Raw genomic sequence first — 24,743 nt, 5'->3', positions numbered from 1 at the left:
TTGATCCGGATATGAACAAGCATGCCGAAGCCGTTTTTAACGCCGTATTGCCCCCGGTGATATCGGTCGCAGCAGATCGCGAACCGGTGCTCAGCCGGTACGCACGCAGTTGCGGCCTTCCTGCTTGGCGAGGTACAGCGCGGCGTCGGCGCGCGCGATCAGCGGCGTCGGCGTTTCCTCGCCGGGGTACAGCTCGCTGATGCCGATGCTGACGGTGAAGCGCACCGCTTCGCCGCCCAGCGGGTTGTCGAGGCTGATCTGCTCCACCGCCTCGCGCACCCGCTGCATGATCAGGCTGGCGTTGTAGCGGTCGGTATCCGGCAGCAGGATGGCGAACTCCTCGCCGCCCAGGCGGCCGCAGACATCCTCCAGCCGCACGTTGAACTGGATGCAGGAGGCGAAGCGGCGCAGCACCTCGTCGCCGAAGCCGTGACCGAAGCGGTCGTTGAGGCGCTTGAAGAAGTCGAGGTCCAGCATCGCCAGCGACAGCGGCCGTTGCCAGCGCTGGCCGCGCGCGATTTCCTCCTGCGCCCGTTGCAGGAACTGGCGGCGGTTGTACAGCCCGGTCAGCTCGTCGGTGTTGGCGAGGCGTTCCAGGTCGGCCTGCAGCTTCTTGGCGGCGCTGATGTCGTACTTGATGGCGACGATGTGGATCAGCTCGTTGTACTGGTCGCGCACCGGTGCCACCGACACCGTCTCGACATAGGTGTGGCCGTCGCGGTGGGTGCTGGTCAGCTCGCCGCGCCAGTTCTTGCCGTCGTGGATCGCCTGCGCCAGCTGCTCGTGCAGCTCCGGCTGCTGTTCCAGCAGCAACTGCGCCAGCTGGCGCTGGCCGCGCACCTCGTCGAGGCGGTAGCCGGTCAGGCTGCTGAACGCCGGGTTGATGTACTGCACCACGCCGTTGCCGTCGGCGATGGCGATGGCCTCGGCGGCGTAGTCGATCGCCGCGCTGCGGATCGACAGCGCCTCGCTCAGCGCCACGTTGTGCAGGTAGCGGCGGGTGGCGTACACGATCAGCAGCACCATCACCAGCCAGCTGCTAAGGAACAGCACCAGCTTGCTCCACCACGGCTCGAGCAGGGTTTCCTTGTCGATGCCGACCGACACGATCACCGGCAGGTGCTCGATCTGGCGCGTGGCGTGCAGGCGGCGGCGGCCGTCGAAGGGCGAGGTCGCCTCGTACTGCGCCTCGCTCAGCTGGTTGCGGATCATCGCCTCGGCTTCCGGGTCCGGCACCGGCTGCGTCGGCAGTTTCGGCAGCATCGGCTGGCGCGCCAGCAGCTGGCGCCGCTTGTCGGCAAAGACCAGCACGTCGTAGCGGTTGCCGATCATCGCGCGGTTGATCTGGGTCTGGAAGTGCTCGACGCGCACCGCGCTGCCGATCAGGCCGATCACCTTGCCGTCGTCGCCGCGCACCCGCTGCGTGGCCAGCACCACGTCGTCGCCGGCGATGGTGTGGAAGCGTTCGCTGACGAAGCGGTCGTCGCGGTTGTTGGCCAGCATCGCCTTGCAGTAGCTGCGCTCGCTGGCGTCAAAGCCGGGCGATACCTTGAACGACAGCACCAGCTTGCAGTCGCGGTCGACCAGGATCAGGTCGTAGGCTTGCGGCATTCCGTGCATCGCGCGCACCAGCCGCGTCTCCAGCGCGCTGCGCGCCGGGCTGTCGCTGGTGGCGGCAAAGTCGGCGGCGCCGAGCTGCTTGGCCAGCGCGCTCTGGATCAGGTCGATTTCGCGGAATTCGCGCTGGATCCATTCCGTCAGCAGCAGGTTGGTGACGCGGGCCTGGTTGAAGCCCTGCTTCAGCGCGCTGCGGTAGGAAGAGGCCAGCTCCAGCGCGCCGAGGCCGAGCAGCAGCAGGCACAGCGCGGCACTGAGCAGTAGCGTCTTGGCGGTGAGGCTGGACAGGGAAAAGCGCGGGACAGTGGGCATACGTTCGGTGACGAAGTCGCGATAAGGGATTCTCGCATGAAGTTTTGCGCCGCCGCATGACGATTTGCAGCGGCGGGCGCAACGCGTTGTAATGCGCGCTTCGGGTCTGAGTGAGTCTATGTCATGGAATACCGGTTCGGGTTTGCCGAAATACCGCTGCGTTTGCGCCGCAGCGCGCAGTTATTGTGGCTGTCGCTGCTGCTGGGTGCGGTGACGCAGCTGGGCGAGCGGCTGTGGCTGGGTAGTGCTTTGCCGCTGGTGGAGCTGGCGCGGCTGCTGGCCTTCGTGGTGCTGGCCTACGGCCTGTCGGCGTGGGTGGTGTGGGAGCTGGCGCGCGGCCGGCCGTGGGCGCGGCTGGCACTCAGCGGCTGGCTGCTGCTGTCGCTGTTCGCGTGGCTGAGCCAGCTGGCGACGGCGCTGCCGTGGTGGCAGCACGGCGCCGACGCGCTGGTGTTGCTGCTGGACGCGCTGGCGTTGTACCTGGCGTGGACGGGCAGCGCCGCGCAGTGGTTCCGTAGCCAGCGCCACGCCGTCGACGCGGTGCCTTCCGATCACGACTAGCCGGCGCGGCCCGCCGCGTTGCGACGCATCGGCGTGGAAGATGTCGTCAACAGGCGTCTTTTTGCGCCAACACCGGCTTGTGTCGGTGTTTTTCTTGATCTTCGCAGGCGGTGAGTAGCCGCCATGGCGCACCGTGACGGCACGGCAAAAGCAATGCGGCCAACCTTGCAACAAGGTTGGCCGCATTGCTTTTGTGCTCAGCGGCTGAAGATCAGGCGCAGGCCGAGGGCGACGAACACGGTGCCGGCGATGCGGTCCAGCCACATGCTGCGGCGCGGCGTGGTCATCAGCCATTGGCCGGCGTAGCCGGAAAAATAGCCGAGCAGGCCGAACAGCAGCGCCGCCTGCAGCGTGAACAGCACCCCCAGCTGCAGCGTCTGCCAGGCGATGTCACCGCCGTCGGCGACGATGAACTGCGGCAGGAAGGCGAGAAAGAACAGCACCACCTTGGGGTTGATGGCATTGGCCAGCAGCCCCTTGCCGAACAGCGCCGCCAGCCCGTCCTGTTGGCCCTGGCCGCCGCCCTGCCACTGCCGGCCGTGGCTGCGCAGCGCCTGCACCCCCAGCCATACCAGATACAGCCCGCCGGCGAGCTTCAGCGCCAGGAAAGCGGTGGCCGACGCCGCCAGCAGCGCGCTGATGCCGGCCGCGGCCAGCAGGGTGTGGCTGAGACAGCCCAGCGCGCAGCCCAGCCCGAACACCATGCCGTGACGCCGCCCGCGCGCGATGCCGAGGCTCAGCACCATCAGGTTGTCCGGCCCCGGCGACAGTGTGATCAGCATGGCGGCGGCGAGAAAAGCGACAATCTGGTCGGGGGTCAGCATCATTGGCTCCTGCTATAAAGACTGCATTATCAGAGGCTTTCGGGCACGGCGTGAGTGGCTCGGCACCGGTTCACGATCTGCTGCGGCTTGATCTCTCGGGGCGATACGGCGTTGAAAACGGCTGCGGCATGCTTATCCGGATAAACGCCGCTTCCTCAGCCGTTTTCGCCTAGCCTCGCGTGAGCGTGCGAGATCGCGAACTCGTTCTCAGGCCAGCGCCTTGCCGAAGATGATCAGGTCGCGGTGCACGCCGTCCAGCACTGCCACGCGCGGGAAGTGCGCCCACTGCGCAAAGCCGTGGCGCTGGAACAGCGCGAGGCTGGGCAGGTTGTGACCGAACACGAAGCCGAGCAGGTTCTCCACGCCGTACTGCGGCGCGATGTCCAGTACCTGCTGCAGCAAGCGGCTGCCCATGCCGCGCCCGCGACAGCTTTCCGCCAGATAGATGCTGACCTCGGCGGTGCCGTTGTAGGCAGGACGGCCGTAGAAATCGGACAGGCTGATCCAGGCGATGACGGCACCCTGTTCGCGCACCACCCACAGCGGGCGGCGTTCGGCGTTGTGGGCATGGAACCACGGCAGCCGGCTGTCGACGCTGACCGGTTCCAGATCGGCGGTCACCATGCGCCCGGCGATGGTGCTGTTGTAGATGGCGACGATCTGCGGCAAGTCGTCGAGGGTGGCAATGTCCAGCTGCACGTGACTCATGGTGTCTCCTTGTTCCGATCGAAACATTGTGCTGGATGGCGGCGGCTTTGTGAATGTGCAATCCGGCTGCAGAACAGACTGTTTTGCGATGCCATTTCAGGATGGCTTCTGTCGGGTGGTAAACGCTGCTGGTCCAATTTTGTAATAAATGTAATGAAATACATGATTTATATACGTTATAAGTCGCGTCTGTGCGGTGATGGGCGGTGGTGTTGCCGTATGGGCTTGGCCGAGGTGCGGGGGCGGGTTGTCGCCGCGTCGCGTCACCGCAGTGCATGGGGCTGTGGCGAGGTGGGGACGGTCAGGCAGTGAGGTGCCGAGGCGGCAAGGTGGCGAGCTGTGCCGCAAGGCTAGGCTTGCGGCCGTCGGCGGGATGTTGGCCGGGTGGTTGCGACGACGCGGCTGCCAACGAGACCGAGCACCGGTGGCGCGGGGTGCAGGCAGTTGGCTGGCGCTGCGCGAATGCACGCTGACGCCTAAGCCGTGGCAAGGTTGGCCGCAGCCGGCTACGACATCTTGTGCACCGCGTCGGAGGGCAGATTGCCGCCGGTGCGGCGTGAGCGCAGTTGGGTGCCGCGGCGGTAACGGGTGGTGCTGCCGCGCAGGGCGAGCGCTGTTACCGGTCCTGTTGGTGCTGACGGCGGTTGCTGTTCTTTGGTCGTGGGGTGATGTACGGGGTGCTCATGCCGTCAGCCGGGCCGTGCTGAACACCGCCGGCTGTCAGCTCCAGCGGCGTTCAGGATACGGCAGGCCGCATGAGCGCTGTTGCTGCTCATCAGCCAGGGGTGTGATTAGGGCTGTCGCTGTCGACCACGCGGTTGCGGCCGCCGGACTTGGCCAGGTACAGGCGGCGATCGGCGCTGTCGAACAGCTGGTTCCAGCTGGCGCCGGGCTGCGGCGTGCAGCTGGCGACACCGATGCTGGCGGTCAGTTGTGTCGCCGGGTCGGCGGGGTTGAGCAGGATATCGTTCAGCGCGCGGCACAGCTTGTCGGCAACTTGGCGCGCACCGGCGGCGTCGGTGTCCGGCAACAGCAGGCAGAATTCCTCGCCGCCGATGCGGGCGAAGATGTCGCCCTGGCGCACCTCGTCGGCGATGTGGTCGGCCACCGCGCGCAGCGCCTGGTCGCCCTTGCGATGGCCGTAGGTGTCGTTGATGTTCTTGAAGTGGTCGAGGTCTATCATCAGCAGCGCCAGCGAGCGCTGCTGGCGGCCGTGCAGTGCGTACTGGCGCAGTGCCAGATCGAAGAAGGTGCGGCGGTTGAAGATGCCGGTCAGCGGGTCGAGCGCGGCCAGCTTGCTCAGCTGGCGGTATTGCAGCTCGCGCTGCACCTGGATGAAGCCGAGCTGCAGCATCACCGCGCTGAGCAGGGTCAGCAACAGCAGTGCGGGGCGGTTGAACAGCGGCAGTGTGTCCGGCTGGCCGGCGCTGGCGGCATAGGCCAGCAGGTAGAGGCAGAACAGCGCGCTGGCGCTGCCCAGTACCAGCGCCGCCGGGCCGCGCTTGCGGCGCTTGTGCAGCAGCTGGTGGGCGATGCCGGCGAAGAACCAGCTGCTGACCAGCAGGAACAGTGTCTGGCACGGCGTGGCCTGCGGCAGCAGGAAAAAGCCGCCGAGCAGCAGCCCGGTCTGTGCCGCCGAGGCCACGGCGCCGTGCCACCACGGGCGGCGGCTCTCGGTCAGCCGCGCCACCGCCTGGCCGAGCAGCTCGTTCTTCAGGCCGGTGAGCAGCGCGCTGGGTAGCAGCCAGGCGCTGATGCCACCGGCCGGCAGCAGCGCGGGCGGAAAGGCGAAGTACAGCATCAGCGCCGCCATCAGCAGCGAGCCGCCGAGCCAGAACGCCTCGATGCCGCGGCCGGTGAGCCGGTCACGCCCCGCGTACACCATCACCCCGCCAATGCCGTAGACCAGGGCAATGGCGGTGAGGAGGGTCGGGGTGTCCAGCGGTGCCATGCGGCCAATATCCTGATCGGTTATTTTTTAAAAAAGCAATCGGTAATTGTACCACGGTTTTAATCAGTATCTGTAAGCTGCCGCGTTGATTTTAAAGAATTATCCGTTCAGAAAGATGGACTTATCCGTCATGACGGCGCCGCAGGCGGGCGCGCCGGCTGGCACGGGGCGACATGCTAGAATGCGCGCCATGGAACTGTATCGATTCTTGCAACAACAGGGCTTCGGCGGGCGCAAGGCCTGCCGCGAGCTGGTGGACTACGGCCTGGTCGAGCTGGACGGCGTGGTCGCGTCCGATTGGCGCATGGCGGTGACGCCGGCGACGATCCGCACGCTGCGTGTCGATGGCGAGATGTGGCCGGTACTGGCGCTGCCGTGCTATCTGATGCTGCACAAGCCAGCCGGCTACGAGACCTCGCACCAGCCGCAGCACCACCTCAGCGTGTTTCGCCTGCTGCCGTGGCAGTTCGCCAATCTCGGCATCGCCGCCGTCGGCCGGCTGGATGTCGACACCACCGGCCTCCTGCTGTTTTCCACCGACGGCCAGTTTGTCCACAGCCTGAGCTCGCCGCGTAAAGTTATCCCCAAGTGCTACCAGGTCACCACCCGCCACGTCATCACGCCGCAACTGTTGCAGCAGCTGCGCGACGGCGTGCTGCTGCACGACGAGAGCGCGCCGCTGGCCGCCACGCTGGTTGAGCAGCTGGACGAGCACCGTTTCAACATGAGCATCACCCAGGGCAAGTACCATCAGGTGAAGCGCATGGTCGCCGCCGCCGGCAACCGTGTCGAGCAGCTGCACCGCATCGCGATGGGGGCGCTGTCACTCGGCGAGCTGGCGGAAGGGCAGTGGCGGCTGCTGGATGCGGCGGAGCTGGCGCTGCTCGGCTATCCGGCACCGGCTTAGCGCCGCCTGGCCCGGCTCCGGTTCGTGGCCAAATAGGCACGACCCACAAAGCACTGCGGCCAACCTTGAGCAAGGTTGGCCGCAGTGTTGATTGCCGTCCGGAACCGATCACTCGGGATCCGGGCTTCAGGGCTGGGGCGTCAGCTGCAGGGTGGCGGCAGCGGCGTCAATGCCGCCCAGGTTGCGCACCTGGCGGTAGCCGAGCTGTTGCAGCTGCTGCAGCGCCATCGCGGAGCGATTGCCAGTGCGGCAGTACAACTGGATCGGGGTGTCCTTGTCCGGCACCAATTGCTGGATCTCGCTGCCGATGCGGTCGAGCGGCAGCAGCGTGGCACCTGGCAGGTGACGCTGCGCGTATTCTTCCGGGCTGCGCACATCGATCAGCAGGGCGTCAGCCAGCGCACTGCCCAGCCACAGACTGCAGGCGAGGGCAAGCACGCTACGGACCAGGAGTTTCATCAGCAGCCGTTCTCCAGCGCGATTTTCAGTGCGTCCTGATAGTGGCGTTCGGCCTTTTCCGGCTTGTCGATCGCCAGCAGCAGCTTGGCCAGTTCGGCGTGCGCACACAGGGTAGGCTGAATAGACAGGCTGGCTTCCAGATAGTTCTGCGCCTTGCCCCACAGCTGTTCGGCGTGTGCGAGGCGACCCAGCGACAGCAGCAGCAGGTGGTCGCGCGGCCGTGATTTCAGCCAGTTTTCCGCATCGCGCAGCAGCGTCAGCCGGCGCGGGCTGTCGATGTGGCCGGCCAGCAGGCCCAGCTCGCGCGCCAGCTCCGGCGTCGCCTGTTCGTCGTCGGACAGCGCGCCGGCGATCAGCTCCGCCGCCATGTCGTAGGCGTCGAGCTTGATCAGCTGGTTGGCGATGTCGGCGACCAGCGCCGGGTTCTGCCGCTCGACCCCGGGAATGCGTTTCAGCCAGTCGCGGATCTCGCGCTCGCTGCTGAAGCTGGCCAGCTGCTGGCGGTAGGCGGCCAGGCGGTAGCGGCGCGCCTGTTCCGCTTCCAGCGCGTCGGCCTTCAGCAGTTTCTCGGTCAGCGTCAGCACGTGCTCCGGCTGCTTCAGCATCAGGCGGATCTTCAGCTCCAGCCGCAGCGCCGAGGTCAGGTTGCTGGAGATGGCGCGCGCGCGCTCGACGGCGGCCAGCGCCTCCAGCGGCTGCTTGCCGTCGAGGCGGATCTGCGCTTCGAGCATGTGGCGCGCCAGCTGGATGCGTTCCGGCATGTCTTCCAGCCGTGCCAGATAGCCGTCGCGGCGTTCCAGATCCTGCACGCTGGCGGCGCTGCGCGCGGCGATCATCAGTGCCAGCCCACGGTTCTCATCGGAATACTCGTCGTCGATCGACTTCAGCGCCTCGCGTTCGGCGCGCTGGAAGCGGCCTTCGAACATCGCGATCGCCGCCTCGCGCAGCGCGTGGCGCGACGCCTTCAGCTTGCGCTGGCGCTGGTAGGTGCGCACCTCGTGCGGCAGGTTGGCCGCAATGCCGAGCAGACGCAGCACGCCGTAGGCAACCAGGATCAGCAGCACGATGGCGAGGATCAGGAAGTTGAACGACACCTCCATGCGATACGGCGGCACGAACAGGATGGCGTAGCCGGTGTTGATGGTGGAGGCAAGGCCAATCAGCACCGCGAGGGCAAACAGCCCGACGACCCAGAATACGAATCTCACGCTTTATTCCTCTTTGTTGCCCTGCGCTTCGCGCACGGCTTTCAGGCTGGCAGACAGGTCCGGCAGCGTCACGCTCAGGCGTACCGCGGCCAGCTCGGACAGCACCGCCTGCCACTGGCGGGTGGTCGGCGCATCGCGGTCGAAGTAGCGCGCGGCGTACTGGCCGGCGGCGGCGAGATCGGCCTGATAGGTGGCGCCGTCGCGCTGGATCAGCGCCAGACGCGCGTCCAGCAGGCGCATTTTCAGGTTTTCACGCAGGAAGAATGCCTGCTCCGGCGACAGCAGCAGCGCCTCCGGCTTGTCCATGCGGCGGATGCGCACCAGGTCGCCCAGGCTCTGCGTCAGCTCGCCGGCCAGGCGCGACCACCACGGCGCATCGGCGGCCACGTTGAGCTGTGCCACCGGCTTGCCGCCGAGGCGGTGATGGTCGATCACCAGCGGCAGCGTCTCGGCGCCCAGCATCAGGGTGTCCAGCTTGACGGTCAGGCCGACGGTGTCGAGGTAGGGCAGCGCCTTCAGCGTTTCCAGATCCTTGGCCACCGCGCGCTTGACGCCGATCAGGCCGGGATTGTCGAAGTGCGACAGCCGGGTCTGCACCACTTCCAGTGCCGACACCGCGCCGCTGATATTGCCGGCCAGTTGCAGCTGCTGGCTGGCGACGCCGAGGGTGTGTTCCACTTCGGACAGCAGCCAGTCGCTGCGGTCCTTGGTCAGCTCCTGGTACATGCCGCTGAGGGTGGCGTACTGTCCGGCGGACTCGTTGACGCGGGCCTCGACCAGCGCCAGCTTGGCCTGCAGTTCGCGGGTACTGGCCTGGGTCAGTTCGGCCTGGTTCTGCAGTGCCTTGGTGCTGCCTCCGGCGTCGGCCAGCCGTTCGGCCAGCGCCTGCTGCGCCTTGTTCAATTGCTGGCGGGTATCCAGATACTGCCAGCCGGTGAGGCCCAGCGCGACGACAGCAACGATCAGCGCAAGGTTGACGGGTGGTTTGTTCGGCTTGCTGCTGCCGTTTTCAACTGGAGTGGCTTCGCTCATGGATGACGGAGAACCGGAGTGTGGCCCAGCCAAAAGGCGTGGCCGTGTTTGCTCGAATATGGCGGCATCTGCGCCGGAATTATTGCGCCCTGCCGTGCTGTCTCGCGGCGCGGCGGCAGCGAAACAAATCTTAACAGAACCGTGGCATTGTAACCGCGCCGCCCCGGTGCTGCCAGCGGCGCGGCCCGGCGGCTAGTGAGGAGTGGAGAACAGCGCGCACAGCGCCTGCTCGTCGGCGGCGTGCAGCGGCTGTGCCACGCCCAGCTGCTGCAGGGTGACGGCAATGCGCGGGTGCAGCGCGATGAAACGGCAGGCCAGCAGCGCACGCTGGCGCGTGGCGCCGGCCTGCTGGAACAGCAGCTCTGCGCTGTGGCTGGAGGTGATCAGCAGCGCCGGCGACGGGCCGGCGGCAACGAGGCGGTCGAACAGCGCCCAGTCGGCCTGTACCGGCACGCGGCGATACACCGCCGCGTAGTGCACCTGCGCGCCGCGGCGGGCGAGGGTTTCCCCAAGTTGTGGCCGGCCGCCGTCGCCGCGCACAATCAGTACCGTCTGTCCGGCCAGCTGTTGCAGTGGCGGCAGCGCCAGCAGCGCGTCGCTGTCGTTGCCGTGCGGCGGATGCAGCACCGCGCGGCCACTGAGCGCGGCCAGCTTGTTGGCACTGGCGCGGCCGACGCAGGCAAGCTTGGCCGCAAGCGGCAGGCCGGCAAGGTGCGGCCACGCCAGTTCGATGCAGGACGGGCTGACGAAGACCAGCCAGTCGGCGGCCGCGGCCTGCTGTGGCAATGCCACCAGCGCGCGCTCATTGGCGACGGTGTCCTCGACGCAGAACGGCAGCGCCGCGATGCCGGCGGCAGCCAGCCGCTGTGCCTGTTGTGCCGCCTGCGCCTGCGGCCGCACCAGTAGCAAGGTTGGCCGCAGCGTGGCCGGCATATTACTTGGCGGCCTGTTCGGCGATGACTGCGGCGATCAGCGGGCCGGCATCCTGCTCCAGCAGCTTCTTGGCCACCGCGCGGCCAAGCGCGTCGGCGTAGTCGCGTGGTGCGCTGGCGCTGGCGGTGAGCATCACCGAGCCGTCGGGATGGGCGACGAAACCGCCGAGGGTGATCACGTCGTCGGTGATGGTGGCAAAGCCGCCGATCGGAATCTGGCAGCTGCCGCCCAGCACCCGCGACAGCGAACGTTCGGCACTGACGCAGGCGTGGGTGTCGGCGTGGTTCAGCGGCGCCAGCAGTTCGATCAGGTCGGCGCGGTCGGCGCGGATCTCGATGCCCAGCGCGCCCTGGCCGACGGCCGGCAGGCTTTCCGACGGCGCCAGTTCGGCGCGGATGCGTTCGGCGAGCTCCAGGCGCTTCAGGCCGGCGGCGGCGAGGATGATGGCGTCAAATTCGCCGTCGTCCAGCTTGCGCAGCCGGGTCTGCACGTTGCCGCGCAGCGGCTTGATGACCAGATGCGGGAAGCGGGCGCGGATCTGCGATTCGCGGCGCAGGCTGGAGGTGCCGACCACGGCACCGGCCGGCAGCTCGTGCAGGCTGCTGTAGCGGTTGGACACGAAGGCGTCGCGCGGGTCTTCGCGTTCGCAGATCGCGGCCAGCGCGAAGCCTTCCGGCAGGTTCATCGGCACGTCCTTGATGGAGTGCACGGCGATGTCGGCGCGGCCTTCCTGCAGCGCCAGCTCCAGTTCCTTCACGAACAGGCCCTTGCCGCCGATCTTGGACAGGGTCTTGTCGAGGATCTGGTCGCCCTGGGTGGTCATGCCGAGGATCTCCACCGTCAGCGCCGGATACAGCGCCTCGAGGCGGGCTTTGATGTGTTCGGCCTGCCACATGGCAAGTTTGCTTTCGCGGCTGGCGATGACGAGTTTGTTCATGGACGGCGATCCTGCACGGGCAAATGGGAAGATGGCGCGCATTTTAGCACGAGCGTTGCGGCCAACCTTGATGCAAGGCAGTGTGTGTAGCTGCAACAGTACTTGTAGTTTAACTACACGGCGGCGGCGTTTTGCGGCAGGATTGACTAGCGCAGCAAGCTCAGCATCAGCGGCAGGCTCAGCATCGCCGCCAGCGTCGAGGTGGTCACCACCGCGGCGGCCAGCTCGCCGTCGCCCTTCATGCGCACCGCGAGGATGTAGGCAGAGGTGGCGGTCGGCAGCATGCTCATCACCAGCGTCGCCTGGCGGTAGACGCCGGAGAGTCCGAACAGCTGCACCGTGGCGACGGCGATCAGCGGCAGCAGCAACAGCTTGATGCCGTTCCAGTACAGCAGCGGCGCGTAGTGGCTGGCCAGCGCGGTAAAGCGCAGCCCGGCGCCGACGGTGATCAGCCCCAGCGGCAGCGCGGCGGCGGCGAGGTGGTCGATGGCGGCGAACAGCGGCTGCGGTACCGGCAGGCCGGACACGTTGGCCGCAAGGCCACTGCCGATGCCCCAGATGATCGGGTTGCGCGCCAGTTCGTAGAGCATGCCCTGCTGGCTGGTTTGCGACAGCTGCCACACCGCCATCAGGTTGACCACCGGCACCATCGCGCCGCACAGCAGCGCGATCACCGCGATGCCGGGGGTGCCGGCGAGGCTGCCCATCACCGCGAAGGCGACGTAGGTGTTGAAACGGTAGGCGCCCTGGTTGCCGGCGGCGAACGAGGCCTGCGGCAGGCGGAACAGCGGTTTGGCGGCATTGCCGAGCAGGAAGCCGGCGCCGGTGAACAGCAGGCCGCTGGCCAGCATCGGCAGGCTGGCGGCAAAGTCCAGCTCGGCCCGCGCCAGCGCGCGGAACAGCAGTGCCGGGAACAGGATGAAGTAGACGAATTTTTCCGCCTCGGCCCAGAATGCCGGCGACAGCATGCCGCTGCGGCGCAGCGCAAAGCCGGACAGGATGAGCAGGAAATCGGGTAACAGGATCAGCGCCGGGTTCATCGCGCTATCTTCGCAGCATTCGCATCACCATAACAATTAGGGAAAGCAGAGTATGACGGAACTGGACAAGGACTTACCGCTGCGCGAAGACCTGGCGCGGCTCGACCGTTTGCTGGAAAGCCTGCTGCGCGAGCAGGCCGGCGAGGAGGTGGTGACGGAAATCCGCGCCATCCCCAGCGGCGCACAACAGCACGACCGCAGCGCTGACGCGCTGGTCGGCCGGCTGAGCCCGGCGGCGACCACCGCGCTGGTGCGCGCCTGCGGCCTGTATTCGCAGCTGTTCAACATCGCGGAAGACCTGCACCACGCCCGCCGCCGCCGCGCGCACCAGCGTGCCGGCAGCGCGCCGCAGCAGGGCAGCCTGGCGCGGGCGCTGAGCCACATCCATGACGCCGGCGTCGATTTCGGCAAGCTCAACCGCGCGCTGCAGGAAGCCAGCGTCAGCGCGGTGCTGACCGCGCACCCGACCGAGGTGCAGCGCCAGAGCGTGCTCGACGGCCACCGCGCGGTACGCAAGTTCCTGGCGCAGCTATCGTCGCCGGAGATCACCCCGGAAGAAGAGCAGGAGCTGGAAGCCAAGCTGCAGCGCGTGATCCACTCGCTGTGGCAGACCACCGAGATCCGCTCCTTCAAGATGACCGTCGCCGACGAGATCGAGAACGGCGTCGCCTACCATCCGCTGTCGTTCTTCCAGGCCATTCCGGCGCTGTACGAGCGCCTCGGCAAGCAGGTGCGCGAGCTGTGGGGCGAGGACGCCAAGGTGCCGTCCTTCCTGCGCGTCGGCAGCTGGATCGGCGGCGATCGCGACGGCAACCCCAACGTCGACGCCGCGGTGCTGCGCCACGCGGTGACGCGGCAGGCGGAGGTGGCGTTCAAGCACTACTTCTACGAGCTGGCGGGGCTGTATCGCGAGCTGTCGCTGTCGTCGCGCCACGTGCAGGTGTCGGCCGCGGTGCACGCCTTGGCCTCGGTGTCGCCGGATACCGCCATCAGCCGTCGCGAAGAACCGTACCGGCTGGCGCTGGCCACCATCGAGGGCCGGCTGTCGGCACTGGCGGCCAGGCTGGGCCTGCCGTTGCGCGGCCGCTGGACCGCCGGCGAGCCGTATGCCGACACCGCCGGGCTGCTGGCCGACCTGCAGACGCTCAGCGATTCACTGGTCGCCCACGGCAGCGCGCTGCTGCTTGACGGGCGGCTGGGCAAGCTGAAGCGCGCGGTGGACGTGTTCGGCTTCTTCCTGATGCCGCTGGACCTGCGCCAGCACGCCGAGAAACACGCTGCCGTGGTCAGCGAGCTGTTCGCCCACGCCAACCTGGAACACTACGAGGCGCTGGACGAGGCGGCGCGCGTGCGCGTGCTGCTGCGCGAGCTGGCCACGCCGCGGCTGTTGTACTCGCCCTTCCTCAGCTACAGCGCCGACAGCGAGAAAGAGCTGGCCATCTTCCGCGAGGCGGCGCTGATCCAGCAGCAGTTCGGCGTCGATGCCATCAGCCAGTGCATCATCTCCAACTGCGCCACGGTGTCCGACATCCTGGCGCTGGCGCTGTTGTGCAAGGAAAGCGGCCTGCTGCGCCTGCACGGCGGCGCGCCGAGCAGCAGCCTCAACCTGGTGCCGCTGTTCGAAACCATCGCCGATCTGGACGCGGCGGCCGGCATCATGCAGCAACTGTTCGCGCTGCCGTGGTACCAGCAGCTCTTGAAGAGCCGCGGCGGGGTGCAGGAAGTGATGCTCGGCTACTCCGACAGCAACAAGGACGGCGGCTACGTCACCAGCCAGTGGGAGCTGTACCAGGCCGAGCAGCGCCTGGTGCGCGTGTTCGACGCCGCCGGCATCAAGATGCGCCTGTTCCACGGCCGCGGCGGCTCGGTCGGTCGAGGCGGCGGCCCGTCCTACGAGGCGATCATGGCGCAGCCGGCCGGCACCGTGGTTGGCCGCATCCGCATCACCGAGCAGGGCGAGATCATCACCTCCAAGTTCGCCGATCCCGACAACGCCACCCGCAACCTGGAGGCACTGGTGGCGGCGGCGCTGGAATCGACACTGGCACACAGCGACAGCGGTGCCACCGACGAGAGCGTGCTGGCGGAGCTGTCCGGCCACGCCTTCAAGACCTACCGCGCGCTGGTGGAGTCCGACGGCTTCATGCAGTACTTCATGGAGGCGACGCCGATCGGCGCCATCGCCAAGCTCAACATCGGCAGCCGCCCGGCGTCGCGCAAGAGCCTCACCAGCATCAAGGACCTGCGCGCCATCCCGTGGGTGTTCTCGTGGTCGCAGTCGCGGGTGATGCTGCCGGGCTGGTACGGCTTCGGCTCCGCGGTGCACGCCTTCCTCGACGCCCACGGCGAGGACGCTGGTCTCACCCAGTTGCGCACGCTGCACCAGGCGTCGCCGTTCTTCCAGGTGATGCTGTCGAATATGGAGCAGGTGCTGGCCAAGGCCGACCTGGAGATTGCGCGCCGTTACGCGGCGCTGGTCGGCGATGCCGCGCTGACCGACCGCCTGTTCGGCCGCCTGCAGGCGGAGCACGACAAGACGCTGGCGGCGTTCTTCGCCATCACCGGGCAGCAGAAACTGCTGGAAACCAACCCGACGCTGGCGCGCTCGCTGGCCACGCGGCTGCCGTACCTCGACGCACTCAACCTGCTGCAGGTCGAGCTGCTGCGCCGCCTGCGCGAGGCACCGGACGATGCCGAGGCGCTGTACGCGATCCACCTCACCATCAACGGCATCTCCGCCGGCCTGCGCAACAGCGGCTGAGCACGCCGCGACCGGCAAGGACAAAGCCTCCCGTCAGGGAGGCTTTTTTCGTGGCGGCCGCAGCCGCTTGTTACAACCAGCGACCACGGCTATAGCGCTCGGCTTCGTGACGCAGGTCTTCCAGCTGGGTATGGTGGCAATTCAGGTTGCATTCCGGCATCAGTGACCAGTAGTTGCTCCAGTAGGCAAGTAGGCGACGCAGCGTGTTCATGGCATCCTCACTGTTGAGTGGTTGATCGTGTTTGCAGCATAGAAGACACCGGCCGACAGAAAAATGGCCAATTACTTGATGGTTTGTCGAGAAAATGAAAACAATGCCACCGCCAGACGATGTGCTGGCCTTTGAAGCGGTTGCCCGCTGCGGCAGTCTGACCGCCGCCGCGACGGCGCTGGGCTCCACCAAGAGCATGGTCAGCCTGCGGCTGAAGGCGCTGGAGAAGCAGCTCGGCGCGGTGCTGGTGTTGCGCACCACGCGGCGGCTGGCGCTGACCGAGGCCGGCCAGCGGCTGCTGCCGCACGCGCAGGCGCTGCGCCACAGCCTGCTGCAGATGCAGCCGGCGGTGGACACGGCCAGTTGCGAGGTGGAGGGGCCGATCAGCATCAGCACCACCTCGTCGATGTCGACCTTGCTGGCGCCGCTGCTGGTGGCGCTGGCGCAGCAGCACCCCGGCCTGCAGCTGCGGCTGGAGGTCAACAACCGGGTGCAGGACCCGCTGGCCGACGTACTGGATTTCTGCCTGCGTTCGCGCAAGGTGTACGACGAGTCGCTGGTGGCGCGGTCTGTGGGCTGGGTGGAGGAAGCGCTGTACGCGGCGCCGGCGTATCTGGCGGCACAAGGTTGGCCGCAGCACCCGGACGAGCTGGCCGGCCACCGCCTGCTGGGCGACGAGCAGCAGGCACAGCAGCGGCTGTACCGCGGCAGCGAGATGGTGACGGTGGCGATGCCGCCGCCGCTGCTGTACAGCGAGACCTACCTCGTCAACCACCAGCTGGCGTGCGCGGGGCTGGGCATCACCGCGCTGCCGGATTTCCTGGTGGCCGAGGACGTCGCCGCCGGCCGCCTGCAGCGGGTGCTGCCGCAGTGGCACTGCGACCACTGGCCGGTGTTCCTGATCTTTCCCTACCGCCAGCCGCTGCCGCGCAAATACCAGGTATTCCTCGATTTCGTGCTGCCACGGCTGCGGGCGCTGCTGCAGCCGGCGGCACCGCTGACGGCCGGCTGATTCCGTCGCGCCGACCGCGGCGGGCAGGGCGACGGCAGGCCGTATTCTGAGCGCATGAAGGCCGCGCTGGCGGTGCCGGGCGCAGCCGGCGCTTGCTGCTGCGCTGCGGCACGGGCAGGATAGCGGGCTACCCCCATCCATCGAACGGTTTTGTCATGTCGCACCCTGTTGCCCCGTCCGGACGCGGAATCGCGTTCTCGCTCGCCGCCTCGCTGCTGTTTGCCGTGCTGTCCGGCTATACCACCCTGCTGCGGCCGCTGGACGGGCTGGCCATCTTCGCCTGGCGCATGATCTGGACGCTGCCCGGCGTGCTGCTGATCGTGCACCTGACCCGCAAGCGCCAGGCGCTGGCCGAGCTGCTGCGCCGCTTCGTGCGCGAACCGGCGCTGTGGGCGCTGGTGCCGCTGATGGCGGCACTGAACGCGGTGCAGCTGTGGGTGTTCCTGTGGGCGCCGCTGAACGGCCAGACGGTGGCGGTGTCGATGGGTTACTTCCTGACGCCGCTGGTGATGGTGCTGGTTGGCCGCGTGCTGTACGGCGAGCGCATGTACCGGCTGCAGTGCATCGCGGTGGCGCTGGCGCTGCTGGGCGTGCTGCACGAACTGTGGCTGACGCGTGCCATCGCCTGGCCGACGCTGCTGGTGGTGCTTGGCTACCCGCCGTATTTCGTGCTGCGCCGCATCAGCAAGATGGAGCCGGTGTCCGGTTTCGCGCTGGAGATGATGCTGATCTTCCCGGTGGCGCTGGGGCTGCTCTACCTGCAGGGCGAGGCCGGCTGGGGCGTGCTGGCACAGCCGCTGTTCTGGCCGCTGCTGGCTGGCCTCGGCCTGATCAGCTCGGTGGCGCTGCTGCTCAACATCACCGCCAGCCACCTGCTGCCGATGGGGCTGTGGGGGCTGCTGGGCTATGTCGAGCCGGCGCTGTTGTTCCTGCTGGCGATCACCTTCCTCGGCGAGCCGCTGTCCGCCGACCGGCTGCTGACCTACGGCCCGATCTGGCTGGCGGTGTTGCTCACCGGTGCGCACACCCTGCGCCAGCAGCGCAAACAGTCGCCCGGCCCGGCGCACTGAGCGCGTGTTCACGATCGCTCACGCGAGACCAGGCGACAACGGCTGAACAAGCGGCGTTTACGCCGGGATCAACCCGCCTGCCGAGGCCGTTTGCAACGCCGTCTCGCGCCGTTCCGATCTGCTGCGGCAAATCGTGAACAGGCGCTGAGCCGGCAGACGCGGCAGCGCTGCCGCAAGGTGTACAATTCTGCCCCTGCGCGCCGCCGGCGCGCCTAAACCAGTTACAGAAGCGGATCTCTCCATGTTGTGGTTGCTGACCTTACCCCTGTTGTTTGCGGTGCTGCTGCTGTGGGCGCTTGGCAGCGGCAAGCTGAAAAACACGCCGTTGCAGGCGCGCTGGGATGAACTGTTTGCCGACGCGGCGGACGATGATGCCGCCGTGCAGATGCCGCCGCCGGGCGAGCTGCCGGCCGCCGACATGCCGCCGGACGAGCTGCCGTGGACGCCGCGTGCCACCCCGCGCCCGCCACGGCGCAGCGGGCTGCAAACGGAAGACGACGCCAGCCCGTCGGCCGTCGGCCAGCCCGTCGCCGACAGTCCGGCCAGCGCGCCTGCCGCGCCGCCACTGGTCGAGCTGCCGCTGGCGGTGCCGCGCTACATCCGCAAGCCGGCGCCAGCGACTGCCGCACAGCACGACAAGCTGCCGGTGATCGGCCTGGCCGAAGTGCAGCGCAACCTGCAGAGCGACGTGCAGCGGCGGCAAAAGCTGGCCGCCAGCGAACGTCGCCAGCGCCGCCTGCAGCGGCAGGATGAGGACAGCGCGCTGCCGCTGATCGACCCGGACGAGGTGCGCGCCAGCCTGCAGCAGCTGCACGGCAAGCGCGACGCGGCCCCGCAACCGCCGAAACCGGTGGTGGTACTGCAGCCGACGCCGGTGATGCGCAAGCCCTCGCTGGCCAGCCGCCCGGACGAACAGACGCGGCAGCGCAATGCCGAGGCACTGTTCGGCGCCGGCTCGCGCTTTGCCGGCACCGGCACCGCCCCGGCCACGCCATCGCCCGCGCCAGGCATCACGCCGGCTGGCCGTGTCGCCAGTCCGCCGGCCGCGGCACCCGGCCCGGTCGCCAGCCCGACGCTGAACCATCCCGTGATGCCTCCCGCCGTCGCGTCAGCGCCAGCCGCCACCACGGCGCCACTAGCCAGCGACGACACGATCACCGACGCTACAGCGCACCACAGCGCGCTGGCGGAGGTGGCGCCGCCAGCCGCCGTTGACCATGTGGTCGCCGTTCCGGCATCGCTCACGGCGGTACCGGAGCCGGCCGTTGCACCGCTGGCGGAGCCGGTTGCTGCCGTCGCGCCAGCGTTTGCCGCTGCGCCGGCTGAGGACACCCTGACGGGCGACAACGACAGTGACAGCGCGCCGTTGCCGCCGCTCACCGCCTGGCCTGCAGCGGCCACCGCCTTGCTTTCCGCCGATCACGGCGACGTGGCGGTTGCTGACCGCCACGAGTCGGACTGGCCGCAGCCGGCTGTGGCCATCGAGTCGGCGCTGTCATCGGCCGCGCACGATACCGGCGCCGCGCCGCAGGTACCGTCGGCGGCAGAAACTGGCGCGCCGGTCAGCCGCACGGCCGCGTGGATGCCGACCCCGACCGGCGCCAGCACGGCACCGGAGCACATGGACGAACAGGCCTTCGCTGCGCTCAGCCTGGCAGCAGACACGGACGCAGAAGCTGACACGGATACAGATACGGATGCGGCGACCGTTGTTGCTGGCTCGTGCACCTGCGCGGACACGGTGCACGCTGCCGCCGTGGCGGACACCGCCGACGCGGAGGATGCGCAAGAGGTGGAAGATGCAGAGGTAGTGGAGACTACGGCCAGCGCGGCCAGCGCCGATATCGTCTGGCATCTGCTGGCCGACGACGAGCTGGCGACCGAGGCGATCGCCGAGGACACCGCCCCCGCCGGCCTGGTGTGGCAGCTGATCGACGAACCGGCGCCTGCGGCCAACCTTGCCGCCGCGCCGCTGCCCGACACCGCCACAACGTTGGCCGCAGCGCCCGCCACCGTCCCCTCAGTACCCAAGCCGCACAGCGTGCCGGTGGTGTACGGCGACGCCTGCCTGCCGTCGCTGGACCTGCTGCGGCCGCCGGAAAGCGACAAGGCGGTGCAGAGCGAGGACTACCTGATCGAGCGCGGCATCCTGATCGAGGAAAAGTGCGCCGAGTTCAAGGTCAAGGTGGCGGTGGTCGACGCCTACGCCGGCCCGGTGATCACCCGCTACGAGGTGGAGCCGGCGGTCGGCGTGCGCGGCAGCCAGGTGGTGAACCTGGCCAAGGACCTGTCGCGCGCCTTGGGCGTGGCCTCCATCCGCGTGGTGGAAACCATTCCCGGCAAGACCTGCATGGGGCTGGAGCTGCCGAACCCGAAACGGCAGATGATCCGCCTGTCGGAAATCTTCAGCGCCGAGGTGTTCCAGCACTCCGCGTCCAAGCTGACGCTGGCGCTGGGGCAGGACATCAGCGGCGCGCCGGTGGTGATGGATCTGGCCAAGGCGCCGCACCTGCTGGTGGCCGGCACCACCGGCTCCGGCAAGTCGGTCGGCGTCAACGCGATGATCCTGTCCATGCTGTACAAGGCCACGCCGGACGAAGTGCGCTTCATCATGATCGACCCCAAGATGCTGGAGCTGTCGGTGTACAACGACATCCCGCACCTGCTGGCGCCGGTGGTCACTGACATGAAGCTGGCCGCCAACGCGCTGAACTGGTGTGTGGGCGAGATGGAAAAACGCTACCGGCTGATGAGCCACCTCGGCGTGCGCAATCTGGCCGGTTACAACGACAAGGTGCGCGCCGCCGAGGCTCGCGGCCAACGTTTGAGCAACCCGTTCAGCCTGACCCCGGAAACGCCGGAGCCGCTGGCCACGCTGCCCTTCATCGTGGTGGTAGTGGACGAGTTTGCCGACCTGATGATGGTGGCCGGCAAGAAGATCGAGGAGCTGATCGCGCGCCTGGCGCAAAAGGCGCGCGCCGCCGGCATCCACCTGATTCTGGCCACGCAGCGGCCGTCGGTGGACGTGATTACCGGCCTGATCAAGGCCAACATCCCGACCCGCATCGCCTTCCAGGTCTCCAGCAAGATCGACAGCCGCACCATCCTCGACCAGATGGGCGCCGAGAGCCTGCTGGGCCAGGGCGACATGCTGTACCTGCCGCCGGGCACCGGTTATCCGCAGCGCGTGCACGGCGCCTTCGTCACCGACGAGGAAGTCCACGCCATCGTCGAGGACCTGAAGCAGTGGGGCGAGCCGGACTACGTGGAAGGCCTGCTCACCGGCGAATCGGTGGCCGACGACGAACAGGCCGACGCCAAGGGCCGTGCGGCGGCCGCCAGCGAGAGCGACCCGCTGTACGACGAGGCGGTGGAAATCGTGCTGCGCACGCGCAAGGCGTCGATCTCCTCGGTGCAGCGCCAGCTGCGCATCGGCTATAACCGCGCTGCGCGCCTGATCGAGGACATGGAAGCCGCCGGCATCGTGTCGGCGATGGAAAGCAACGGCAACCGCACGGTGCTGGTGCCGCAGCGCGGCGACTACTGAGTCGCTTCTCCGACAGCAAAACGGCAGCCCGCGGGCTGCCGTTTTTCATGGCGGGAACCGGCCGCGCGTCCTCTGCGGCCAACCTTGGTGTCGCCGGCTCAGGCCACCGTTTTCAGCTCGCTGAGCATGCGTTCCAGCCCGCCCATCACGCTGGCGTTGGCCTGTTCCATCGCCGCCAGCTCGTGCAGTGCGGCGTCGGGGTTGCCGGCGTAGAACAGCTCCAGCGCGCGGCGTGCGTGCTGGTGTACCTCGCGGTGCGGGCTTTCCAGCGCGCCGTAGCCGGGCAGGCGCGAGAAGCGTTCCTTGCCGTCGCCGGCGTAGTACCACTGGCCGAGGCGGCATTGCGTCTCGTCCGGCAGCTGTTCCGGGCGCAGCGTCGAGATGCCCATGAACACCTTGTACACCTCCAGCTTCATCGCCAGCTCTTCCAGGTTGGCCAGCTCGACGCCGGACAGCTGCGCGGCGGCGGCGATGGTGGCTTCCATGTGCTGCGCCTGGTCGTACAGCCGCTGCATGCTGTGCATCGCCTGTTCGCTGTCGCCGGAGAAGCGGCTGGCATCGTCGGCGCCCTGCTGCATGGTGTGCTTGGCGCTCTCGGTCTCGGCTTGGATCTGGCCGACCAGGCCGGCGATCTCGGTGGTGGCCTTGGCGGTGCGCTCGGCCAGCTTGCGTACCTCGTCGGCGACCACGGCAAAGCCGCGCCCGGATTCGCCGGCACGGGCGGCCTCGATCGCCGCGTTTAGCGCCAGCAGGTTGGTCTGGTCGGCGATGTCCTTGATCAGGCGCACGATGCCGCCGATCTGCTCCGCCTGCTGGTGCAGGGTGGCGACGTTGGTGGACGCCTGCTCGATGCGCTGGAACATGGTTTTCAGGTTGCCGGCGATCAGCTGGAAATCATTGCGGTTGCCGTCGGCCTGCGTCGCCATCGCGTGGGCGGCGTCCTTTTCCTGGCCGAGGCTGCCGGCCAGCCCCTGGAACGAGTGCTGCACCCCGCCCAGCGAGTTGCCGAAGCTGCCGATGTTGGCGAACACCCCCTGCAGCATTGCGCGTTCGCGCGTCAGCGTGTCCAGCTGCGTGCGCTGGCTGGCGTGCTCGCCCTCCAGCGCGGCGAGGCGGGCCTGCAGCTGCCGGTTTTCCTGTTGCAGTGCGGTGTTGTCGCTTTGGGCTTGCTGCAGGGCAGCGCGGGTGTGGCGGAAGAACATGCGGATTTCCCCTCGGGTGGCGCTCGGGTAGCGGAGTCCGCATCTTACGCGGCGGCGGGCGGCAGGCAAAACGGGCAGATCAAGTTTCCGGCGATGACGGCTGCAGCCAGCGCTCGCTGTGGCGGGTAAAGGCCAGCGTCGGCGTGCCGTGCCAGTCGGCGGCGCGTTGCAGCGCGCGCAGCAGGTCGTCGCGCAGGCGCTGCGTCTGGCGCACGCCGGCCTCCAGATACAGCGCCTTGACCTCGAACACCCCTTGCGCGCGGTGCGCCTTGGCGTCCAGCCTCCCGACCAGCCGGCCGCGGCTGAGCACGGGCAAGACGAAGTAGCCGAACTGGCGCTTGGCGGCCGGGGTGTAGCACTCGATGCGGTAGTCGAAGCCGAACAGTTCGCTCGCGCGCTTGCGGTCCCACACCACCGGGTCGAACGGCGACAGCAGCGTGGTGGCGGTGGCGCGCAGGCTGTCGTCCAGCGCCGCCTCGCGCAGGCTGTGGTGCACGAACACCTGGTGCGGCCAACCTTCGATGCGCGCCGGCAGCAGTTCGCCCTCGTCGGCCAGCTGGTGCAGCAGCGCATCGTACTTGCCGCGCCTGAGGCGGTAGTAGTCGGCGACCCAGCCGCTCTTGACGAGGCCCAGCGCGCGGCAGCTGGCGCGCACCATGTCGCGCTGCGCCGCCTCCGGCGTCGGCAGGTCACGCGCGTCGTCCCAGCCGGGCAGCACCCGTTCGGCCAGATCATAGACGCGCTGGAAGTTGTGCCGTTCGCGCACCATCAGCCGGCCGCTGCAGAACAGCACCTCCAGATGGCGCTTTTCCGGCTTCCAGTCCCACCAGCCGTTGCCCTTGCCGCCCTGGCGCTCGAAATCGCGCGAGCGTACCGGGCCGTGGGCGCGGATGTGTTCGACCAGCGCGTCGATTTCGGCGTGGTGCTTGTTCATCCATTCCACCGAGAATTTCCAGCCCATCGCCGCCGGGTCCAGCATGCGGTGGCGCAGCAGGCGGTAGTCCTCGCTGGGCACGAAGCAGGCCTCGTGCGCCCAGTATTCGAACAGCGCGCCCTCGGCCAGCAGCGCGTCCAGCCACGCCGGGTCGTAGTGGCCGAGGCGGCTGAACAGCACCAGGTAGGGGCTGCGCGCCACCACGCTGATGGTGTCGATCTGCAGCAGCGCCATGCGGCGGATGGCGGCCAGTACGTCGGCCTTGCTGGCCTTGCGTCGCGGCGGGGTCAGCAGGCCCTGCGCGTGCAGGTGCAGCGCGCGGGCGTGATCCGGGGTCAGGTGCAGGTGGCTCATGCGGGTGGCCGTGGCGTCAGGATAAGCCGCCAGCATAGCGCGTCCGCTGCGGGGCGGGGAAGGGGCACGGTGGTCCAGCCAACGCCGGTGGCCGGCATGAAAAAGGTTGGCCGCAGTGCTGCGGCCAACCTTGTGTGGCGGTGCGCTGGTTCAGATCGTGAACCGGTGCTCAGTCTTCGCCGTGCACCATGCTGCGGCCCAGCGGGTTGGGCTGGTTGCGCTGGCGTGCCAGCTCGATCTGCTTCTGCCGCTCGCGCGCCTTGGCGCGGGTTTTTTCGCTCAGGCTGTCCCAGCAGTGCGGGCAGCTGATGCCGGGGCTGTAGTGCTCGGAGGCGCGCTCGGCGGCCGAAACCGGCTGGCGGCAGGCGTGGCACAGCTCGTATTCGCCTTCGGTCAGGTCGTGGCGCACGGTGACGCGGTTGTCGAACACGAAGCAGTCGCCCTGCCACAAGCTCTGTTCCGCCGGCACCTGTTCCAGGTATTTCAGGATGCCGCCCTGCAGGTGGTACACCTCTTCGAAACCCTCGTTCAGCATGTAGCTGGAGGCCTTCTCGCAGCGGATGCCGCCGGTGCAGAACATCGCCACTTTCTTGTGCACCGCCGGGTCGAAGTGCTGTTTCACGTACTCGGGGAATTCGCGGAAGCTGGCGGTTTTCGGGTCGATCGCGCGCTGGAAGCTGCCGATGGCGACCTCGTAGTCGTTGCGGGTGTCGATGACCAGCACTTCCGGATCGCTGATGAGGGCGTTCCAGTCCTGCGGCTGGACATAGGTGCCGACCGTCTTGTTGGGGTCGACGCCGGGCACGCCCAGGGTGACGATTTCCTTCTTCAGCTTGACCTTGGTGCGGTAGAACGGCTGCGCGTCGCAGTACGATTCCTTGTGCTCCAGCGCCGCCATGCGCGGGTCGCTTTTCAGCCAGGCCAGCAGCGCGTCGATGCCTTCGCGGCTGCCGGCGACGGTGCCGTTGATGCCTTCTTCCGCCAGCAGCAGCGTGCCTTTGACGTCATTGGCCAGCATGGCCTGGTGTAGCGGTTCACGCAGCGCGACGTAGTCGGTCAGGGTGACAAACTGGTACAGCGCGGCGACGACGATGGGGTGGTGGGTGTGCATCGGTGGTCTCCAGGTGGTCGCCCGCGTAAAGGGCGGACCGGGGCGCGCCGGA

General features: G+C 68.0%; 20 protein-coding genes. 6 read left to right on the top strand and 14 right to left on the bottom strand.

What is annotated here, in order from left to right; all coding sequences use genetic code 11:
• Positions 1–90 precede the first annotated feature (90 nt).
• Complete coding sequence (locus C8E02_RS07605; RefSeq protein WP_120810321.1) at positions 91–1,929, bottom strand: diguanylate cyclase; 1,839 nt, start codon at positions 1,927–1,929, stop codon at positions 91–93.
• A gap of 123 nt (positions 1,930–2,052) precedes the next feature.
• Between C8E02_RS07605 and C8E02_RS07600 the strand changes: the two genes are divergently transcribed.
• Positions 2,053–2,490 (top strand): hypothetical protein, encoded by a 438-nt coding sequence (locus C8E02_RS07600; RefSeq protein WP_120810320.1) that lies wholly within the window; start codon positions 2,053–2,055, stop codon positions 2,488–2,490.
• Positions 2,491–2,687: 197 nt separating this feature from the next.
• On the opposite strand, the gene C8E02_RS07595 is transcribed toward C8E02_RS07600, so the two are convergent.
• From C8E02_RS07595 to C8E02_RS07585, 3 genes are all read right to left on the bottom strand, one after another.
• Positions 2,688–3,317: a LysE family translocator gene (locus tag C8E02_RS07595; protein WP_120810319.1), complete on the bottom strand. Its 630-nt coding sequence runs from the start codon at positions 3,315–3,317 to the stop codon at positions 2,688–2,690.
• Between the two features lie 204 nt (positions 3,318–3,521).
• Entirely contained in the window at positions 3,522–4,022 is a 501-nt protein-coding gene (locus tag C8E02_RS07590) for a GNAT family N-acetyltransferase (protein WP_047968127.1), read from the bottom strand.
• A gap of 775 nt (positions 4,023–4,797) precedes the next feature.
• A complete protein-coding gene (locus C8E02_RS07585) occupies positions 4,798–5,973 on the bottom strand; it encodes a GGDEF domain-containing protein (protein WP_120810318.1) in 1,176 nt (391 codons plus the stop codon).
• A 190-nt stretch (positions 5,974–6,163) separates the two neighbouring features.
• On the opposite strand from C8E02_RS07585, the gene C8E02_RS07580 reads away from it, so the two are divergent.
• The gene (locus C8E02_RS07580) at positions 6,164–6,880 is read left to right on the top strand and encodes a pseudouridine synthase (protein WP_120810396.1); all 717 of its coding nucleotides are present in this window, start codon (positions 6,164–6,166) and stop codon (positions 6,878–6,880) included.
• Positions 6,881–7,006: 126 nt separating this feature from the next.
• Here C8E02_RS07580 and C8E02_RS07575 read toward each other — a convergent pair whose 3' ends face one another.
• From C8E02_RS07575 to C8E02_RS07550, 6 genes are all read right to left on the bottom strand, one after another.
• The gene (locus C8E02_RS07575; RefSeq protein ID WP_120810317.1) at positions 7,007–7,339 is read right to left on the bottom strand and encodes a rhodanese-like domain-containing protein; all 333 of its coding nucleotides are present in this window, start codon (positions 7,337–7,339) and stop codon (positions 7,007–7,009) included.
• Positions 7,339–8,547 (bottom strand): heme biosynthesis HemY N-terminal domain-containing protein, encoded by a 1,209-nt coding sequence (locus C8E02_RS07570; protein WP_120810316.1) that lies wholly within the window; start codon positions 8,545–8,547, stop codon positions 7,339–7,341. Before C8E02_RS07570 ends, C8E02_RS07575 begins: the two co-directional genes overlap by 1 nt.
• Positions 8,548–8,550: 3 nt before the next feature.
• Positions 8,551–9,579: a uroporphyrinogen-III C-methyltransferase gene (locus C8E02_RS07565; protein WP_047968124.1), complete on the bottom strand. Its 1,029-nt coding sequence runs from the start codon at positions 9,577–9,579 to the stop codon at positions 8,551–8,553.
• Between the two features lie 192 nt (positions 9,580–9,771).
• A complete protein-coding gene (locus C8E02_RS07560) occupies positions 9,772–10,512 on the bottom strand; it encodes a uroporphyrinogen-III synthase (RefSeq protein ID WP_120810315.1) in 741 nt (246 codons plus the stop codon).
• A 1-nt stretch (position 10,513) separates the two neighbouring features.
• Positions 10,514–11,449 carry a hydroxymethylbilane synthase gene (gene hemC / locus C8E02_RS07555; protein ID WP_120810314.1) on the bottom strand — a complete coding sequence of 312 codons (936 nt, stop codon included), beginning with the start codon at positions 11,447–11,449 and terminating at the stop codon, positions 10,514–10,516.
• 146 nt (positions 11,450–11,595) lie between these two features.
• Entirely contained in the window at positions 11,596–12,489 is an 894-nt protein-coding gene (locus C8E02_RS07550; protein ID WP_120810313.1) for an AEC family transporter, read from the bottom strand.
• Between the two features lie 52 nt (positions 12,490–12,541).
• Between C8E02_RS07550 and ppc the strand changes: the two genes are divergently transcribed.
• Positions 12,542–15,250, top strand: a complete 2,709-nt coding sequence (gene ppc, locus C8E02_RS07545; RefSeq protein ID WP_120810312.1) for a phosphoenolpyruvate carboxylase — start codon at positions 12,542–12,544, stop codon at positions 15,248–15,250.
• Between the two features lie 70 nt (positions 15,251–15,320).
• Here the strand turns inward: ppc and C8E02_RS17420 are convergent, their stop codons facing one another.
• Entirely contained in the window at positions 15,321–15,461 is a 141-nt protein-coding gene (locus C8E02_RS17420; protein ID WP_156168057.1) for a hypothetical protein, read from the bottom strand.
• Between the two features lie 103 nt (positions 15,462–15,564).
• On the opposite strand from C8E02_RS17420, the gene C8E02_RS07540 reads away from it, so the two are divergent.
• The 3 genes from C8E02_RS07540 (at position 15,565) to C8E02_RS17635 (ending at position 21,090) form a co-directional block, all read left to right on the top strand.
• On the top strand, positions 15,565–16,473 hold the full coding sequence (locus tag C8E02_RS07540; RefSeq protein ID WP_245961098.1) for a LysR family transcriptional regulator: 909 nt from the start codon (positions 15,565–15,567) through the stop codon (positions 16,471–16,473).
• Positions 16,474–16,628: 155 nt separating this feature from the next.
• Complete coding sequence (gene rarD / locus C8E02_RS07535; RefSeq protein ID WP_047968118.1) at positions 16,629–17,543, top strand: EamA family transporter RarD; 915 nt, start codon at positions 16,629–16,631, stop codon at positions 17,541–17,543.
• Between the two features lie 241 nt (positions 17,544–17,784).
• Positions 17,785–21,090 (top strand): DNA translocase FtsK, encoded by a 3,306-nt coding sequence (locus C8E02_RS17635; protein WP_245961097.1) that lies wholly within the window; start codon positions 17,785–17,787, stop codon positions 21,088–21,090.
• A 98-nt stretch (positions 21,091–21,188) separates the two neighbouring features.
• Here C8E02_RS17635 and C8E02_RS17730 read toward each other — a convergent pair whose 3' ends face one another.
• The 3 genes from C8E02_RS17730 to trhO form a co-directional block, all read right to left on the bottom strand.
• Entirely contained in the window at positions 21,189–22,292 is a 1,104-nt protein-coding gene (locus C8E02_RS17730; protein ID WP_120810310.1) for a methyl-accepting chemotaxis protein, read from the bottom strand.
• Between the two features lie 79 nt (positions 22,293–22,371).
• Positions 22,372–23,580: a winged helix-turn-helix domain-containing protein gene (locus C8E02_RS07520; protein WP_120810309.1), complete on the bottom strand. Its 1,209-nt coding sequence runs from the start codon at positions 23,578–23,580 to the stop codon at positions 22,372–22,374.
• A gap of 169 nt (positions 23,581–23,749) precedes the next feature.
• Positions 23,750–24,691 carry an oxygen-dependent tRNA uridine(34) hydroxylase TrhO gene (gene trhO, locus C8E02_RS07515; RefSeq protein ID WP_120810308.1) on the bottom strand — a complete coding sequence of 314 codons (942 nt, stop codon included), beginning with the start codon at positions 24,689–24,691 and terminating at the stop codon, positions 23,750–23,752.
• Positions 24,692–24,743 lie beyond the last annotated feature (52 nt).

The organism is Vogesella indigofera (assembly GCF_003633895.1).
In the GTDB taxonomy this organism is placed as follows: domain Bacteria; phylum Pseudomonadota; class Gammaproteobacteria; order Burkholderiales; family Chromobacteriaceae; genus Vogesella; species Vogesella indigofera.
The sequence above is the reverse complement of the archived record's forward strand: the minus strand, read 5'-3'. Positions and strand labels throughout refer to the sequence as shown.

What these genes read in the sequence shown, in the direction of transcription:
- C8E02_RS17635 (WP_245961097.1), top strand. Translation starts at nt 17,785, where the DNA reads ATGTTGTGGTTGCTGACCTTACCCCTGTTGTTTGCGGTGCTGCTGCTG.
- C8E02_RS07600 (WP_120810320.1), top strand. Translation starts at nt 2,053, where the DNA reads ATGGAATACCGGTTCGGGTTTGCCGAAATACCGCTGCGTTTGCGCCGC.
- C8E02_RS07580 (WP_120810396.1), top strand. Translation starts at nt 6,164, where the DNA reads ATGGAACTGTATCGATTCTTGCAACAACAGGGCTTCGGCGGGCGCAAG.
- C8E02_RS07595 (WP_120810319.1), bottom strand. Translation starts at nt 3,317, where the DNA reads ATGATGCTGACCCCCGACCAGATTGTCGCTTTTCTCGCCGCCGCCATG.
- hemC (WP_120810314.1), bottom strand. Translation starts at nt 11,449, where the DNA reads ATGAACAAACTCGTCATCGCCAGCCGCGAAAGCAAACTTGCCATGTGG.
- C8E02_RS07550 (WP_120810313.1), bottom strand. Translation starts at nt 12,489, where the DNA reads ATGAACCCGGCGCTGATCCTGTTACCCGATTTCCTGCTCATCCTGTCC.
- C8E02_RS07590 (WP_047968127.1), bottom strand. Translation starts at nt 4,022, where the DNA reads ATGAGTCACGTGCAGCTGGACATTGCCACCCTCGACGACTTGCCGCAG.
- C8E02_RS07605 (WP_120810321.1), bottom strand. Translation starts at nt 1,929, where the DNA reads ATGCCCACTGTCCCGCGCTTTTCCCTGTCCAGCCTCACCGCCAAGACG.
- C8E02_RS07520 (WP_120810309.1), bottom strand. Translation starts at nt 23,580, where the DNA reads ATGAGCCACCTGCACCTGACCCCGGATCACGCCCGCGCGCTGCACCTG.
- ppc (WP_120810312.1), top strand. Translation starts at nt 12,542, where the DNA reads ATGACGGAACTGGACAAGGACTTACCGCTGCGCGAAGACCTGGCGCGG.
- C8E02_RS07585 (WP_120810318.1), bottom strand. Translation starts at nt 5,973, where the DNA reads ATGGCACCGCTGGACACCCCGACCCTCCTCACCGCCATTGCCCTGGTC.
- C8E02_RS07565 (WP_047968124.1), bottom strand. Translation starts at nt 9,579, where the DNA reads ATGAGCGAAGCCACTCCAGTTGAAAACGGCAGCAGCAAGCCGAACAAA.
- C8E02_RS17730 (WP_120810310.1), bottom strand. Translation starts at nt 22,292, where the DNA reads ATGTTCTTCCGCCACACCCGCGCTGCCCTGCAGCAAGCCCAAAGCGAC.
- trhO (WP_120810308.1), bottom strand. Translation starts at nt 24,691, where the DNA reads ATGCACACCCACCACCCCATCGTCGTCGCCGCGCTGTACCAGTTTGTC.
- C8E02_RS07560 (WP_120810315.1), bottom strand. Translation starts at nt 10,512, where the DNA reads ATGCCGGCCACGCTGCGGCCAACCTTGCTACTGGTGCGGCCGCAGGCG.
- C8E02_RS07540 (WP_245961098.1), top strand. Translation starts at nt 15,565, where the DNA reads ATGCCACCGCCAGACGATGTGCTGGCCTTTGAAGCGGTTGCCCGCTGC.
- C8E02_RS17420 (WP_156168057.1), bottom strand. Translation starts at nt 15,461, where the DNA reads ATGAACACGCTGCGTCGCCTACTTGCCTACTGGAGCAACTACTGGTCA.
- rarD (WP_047968118.1), top strand. Translation starts at nt 16,629, where the DNA reads ATGTCGCACCCTGTTGCCCCGTCCGGACGCGGAATCGCGTTCTCGCTC.
- C8E02_RS07575 (WP_120810317.1), bottom strand. Translation starts at nt 7,339, where the DNA reads ATGAAACTCCTGGTCCGTAGCGTGCTTGCCCTCGCCTGCAGTCTGTGG.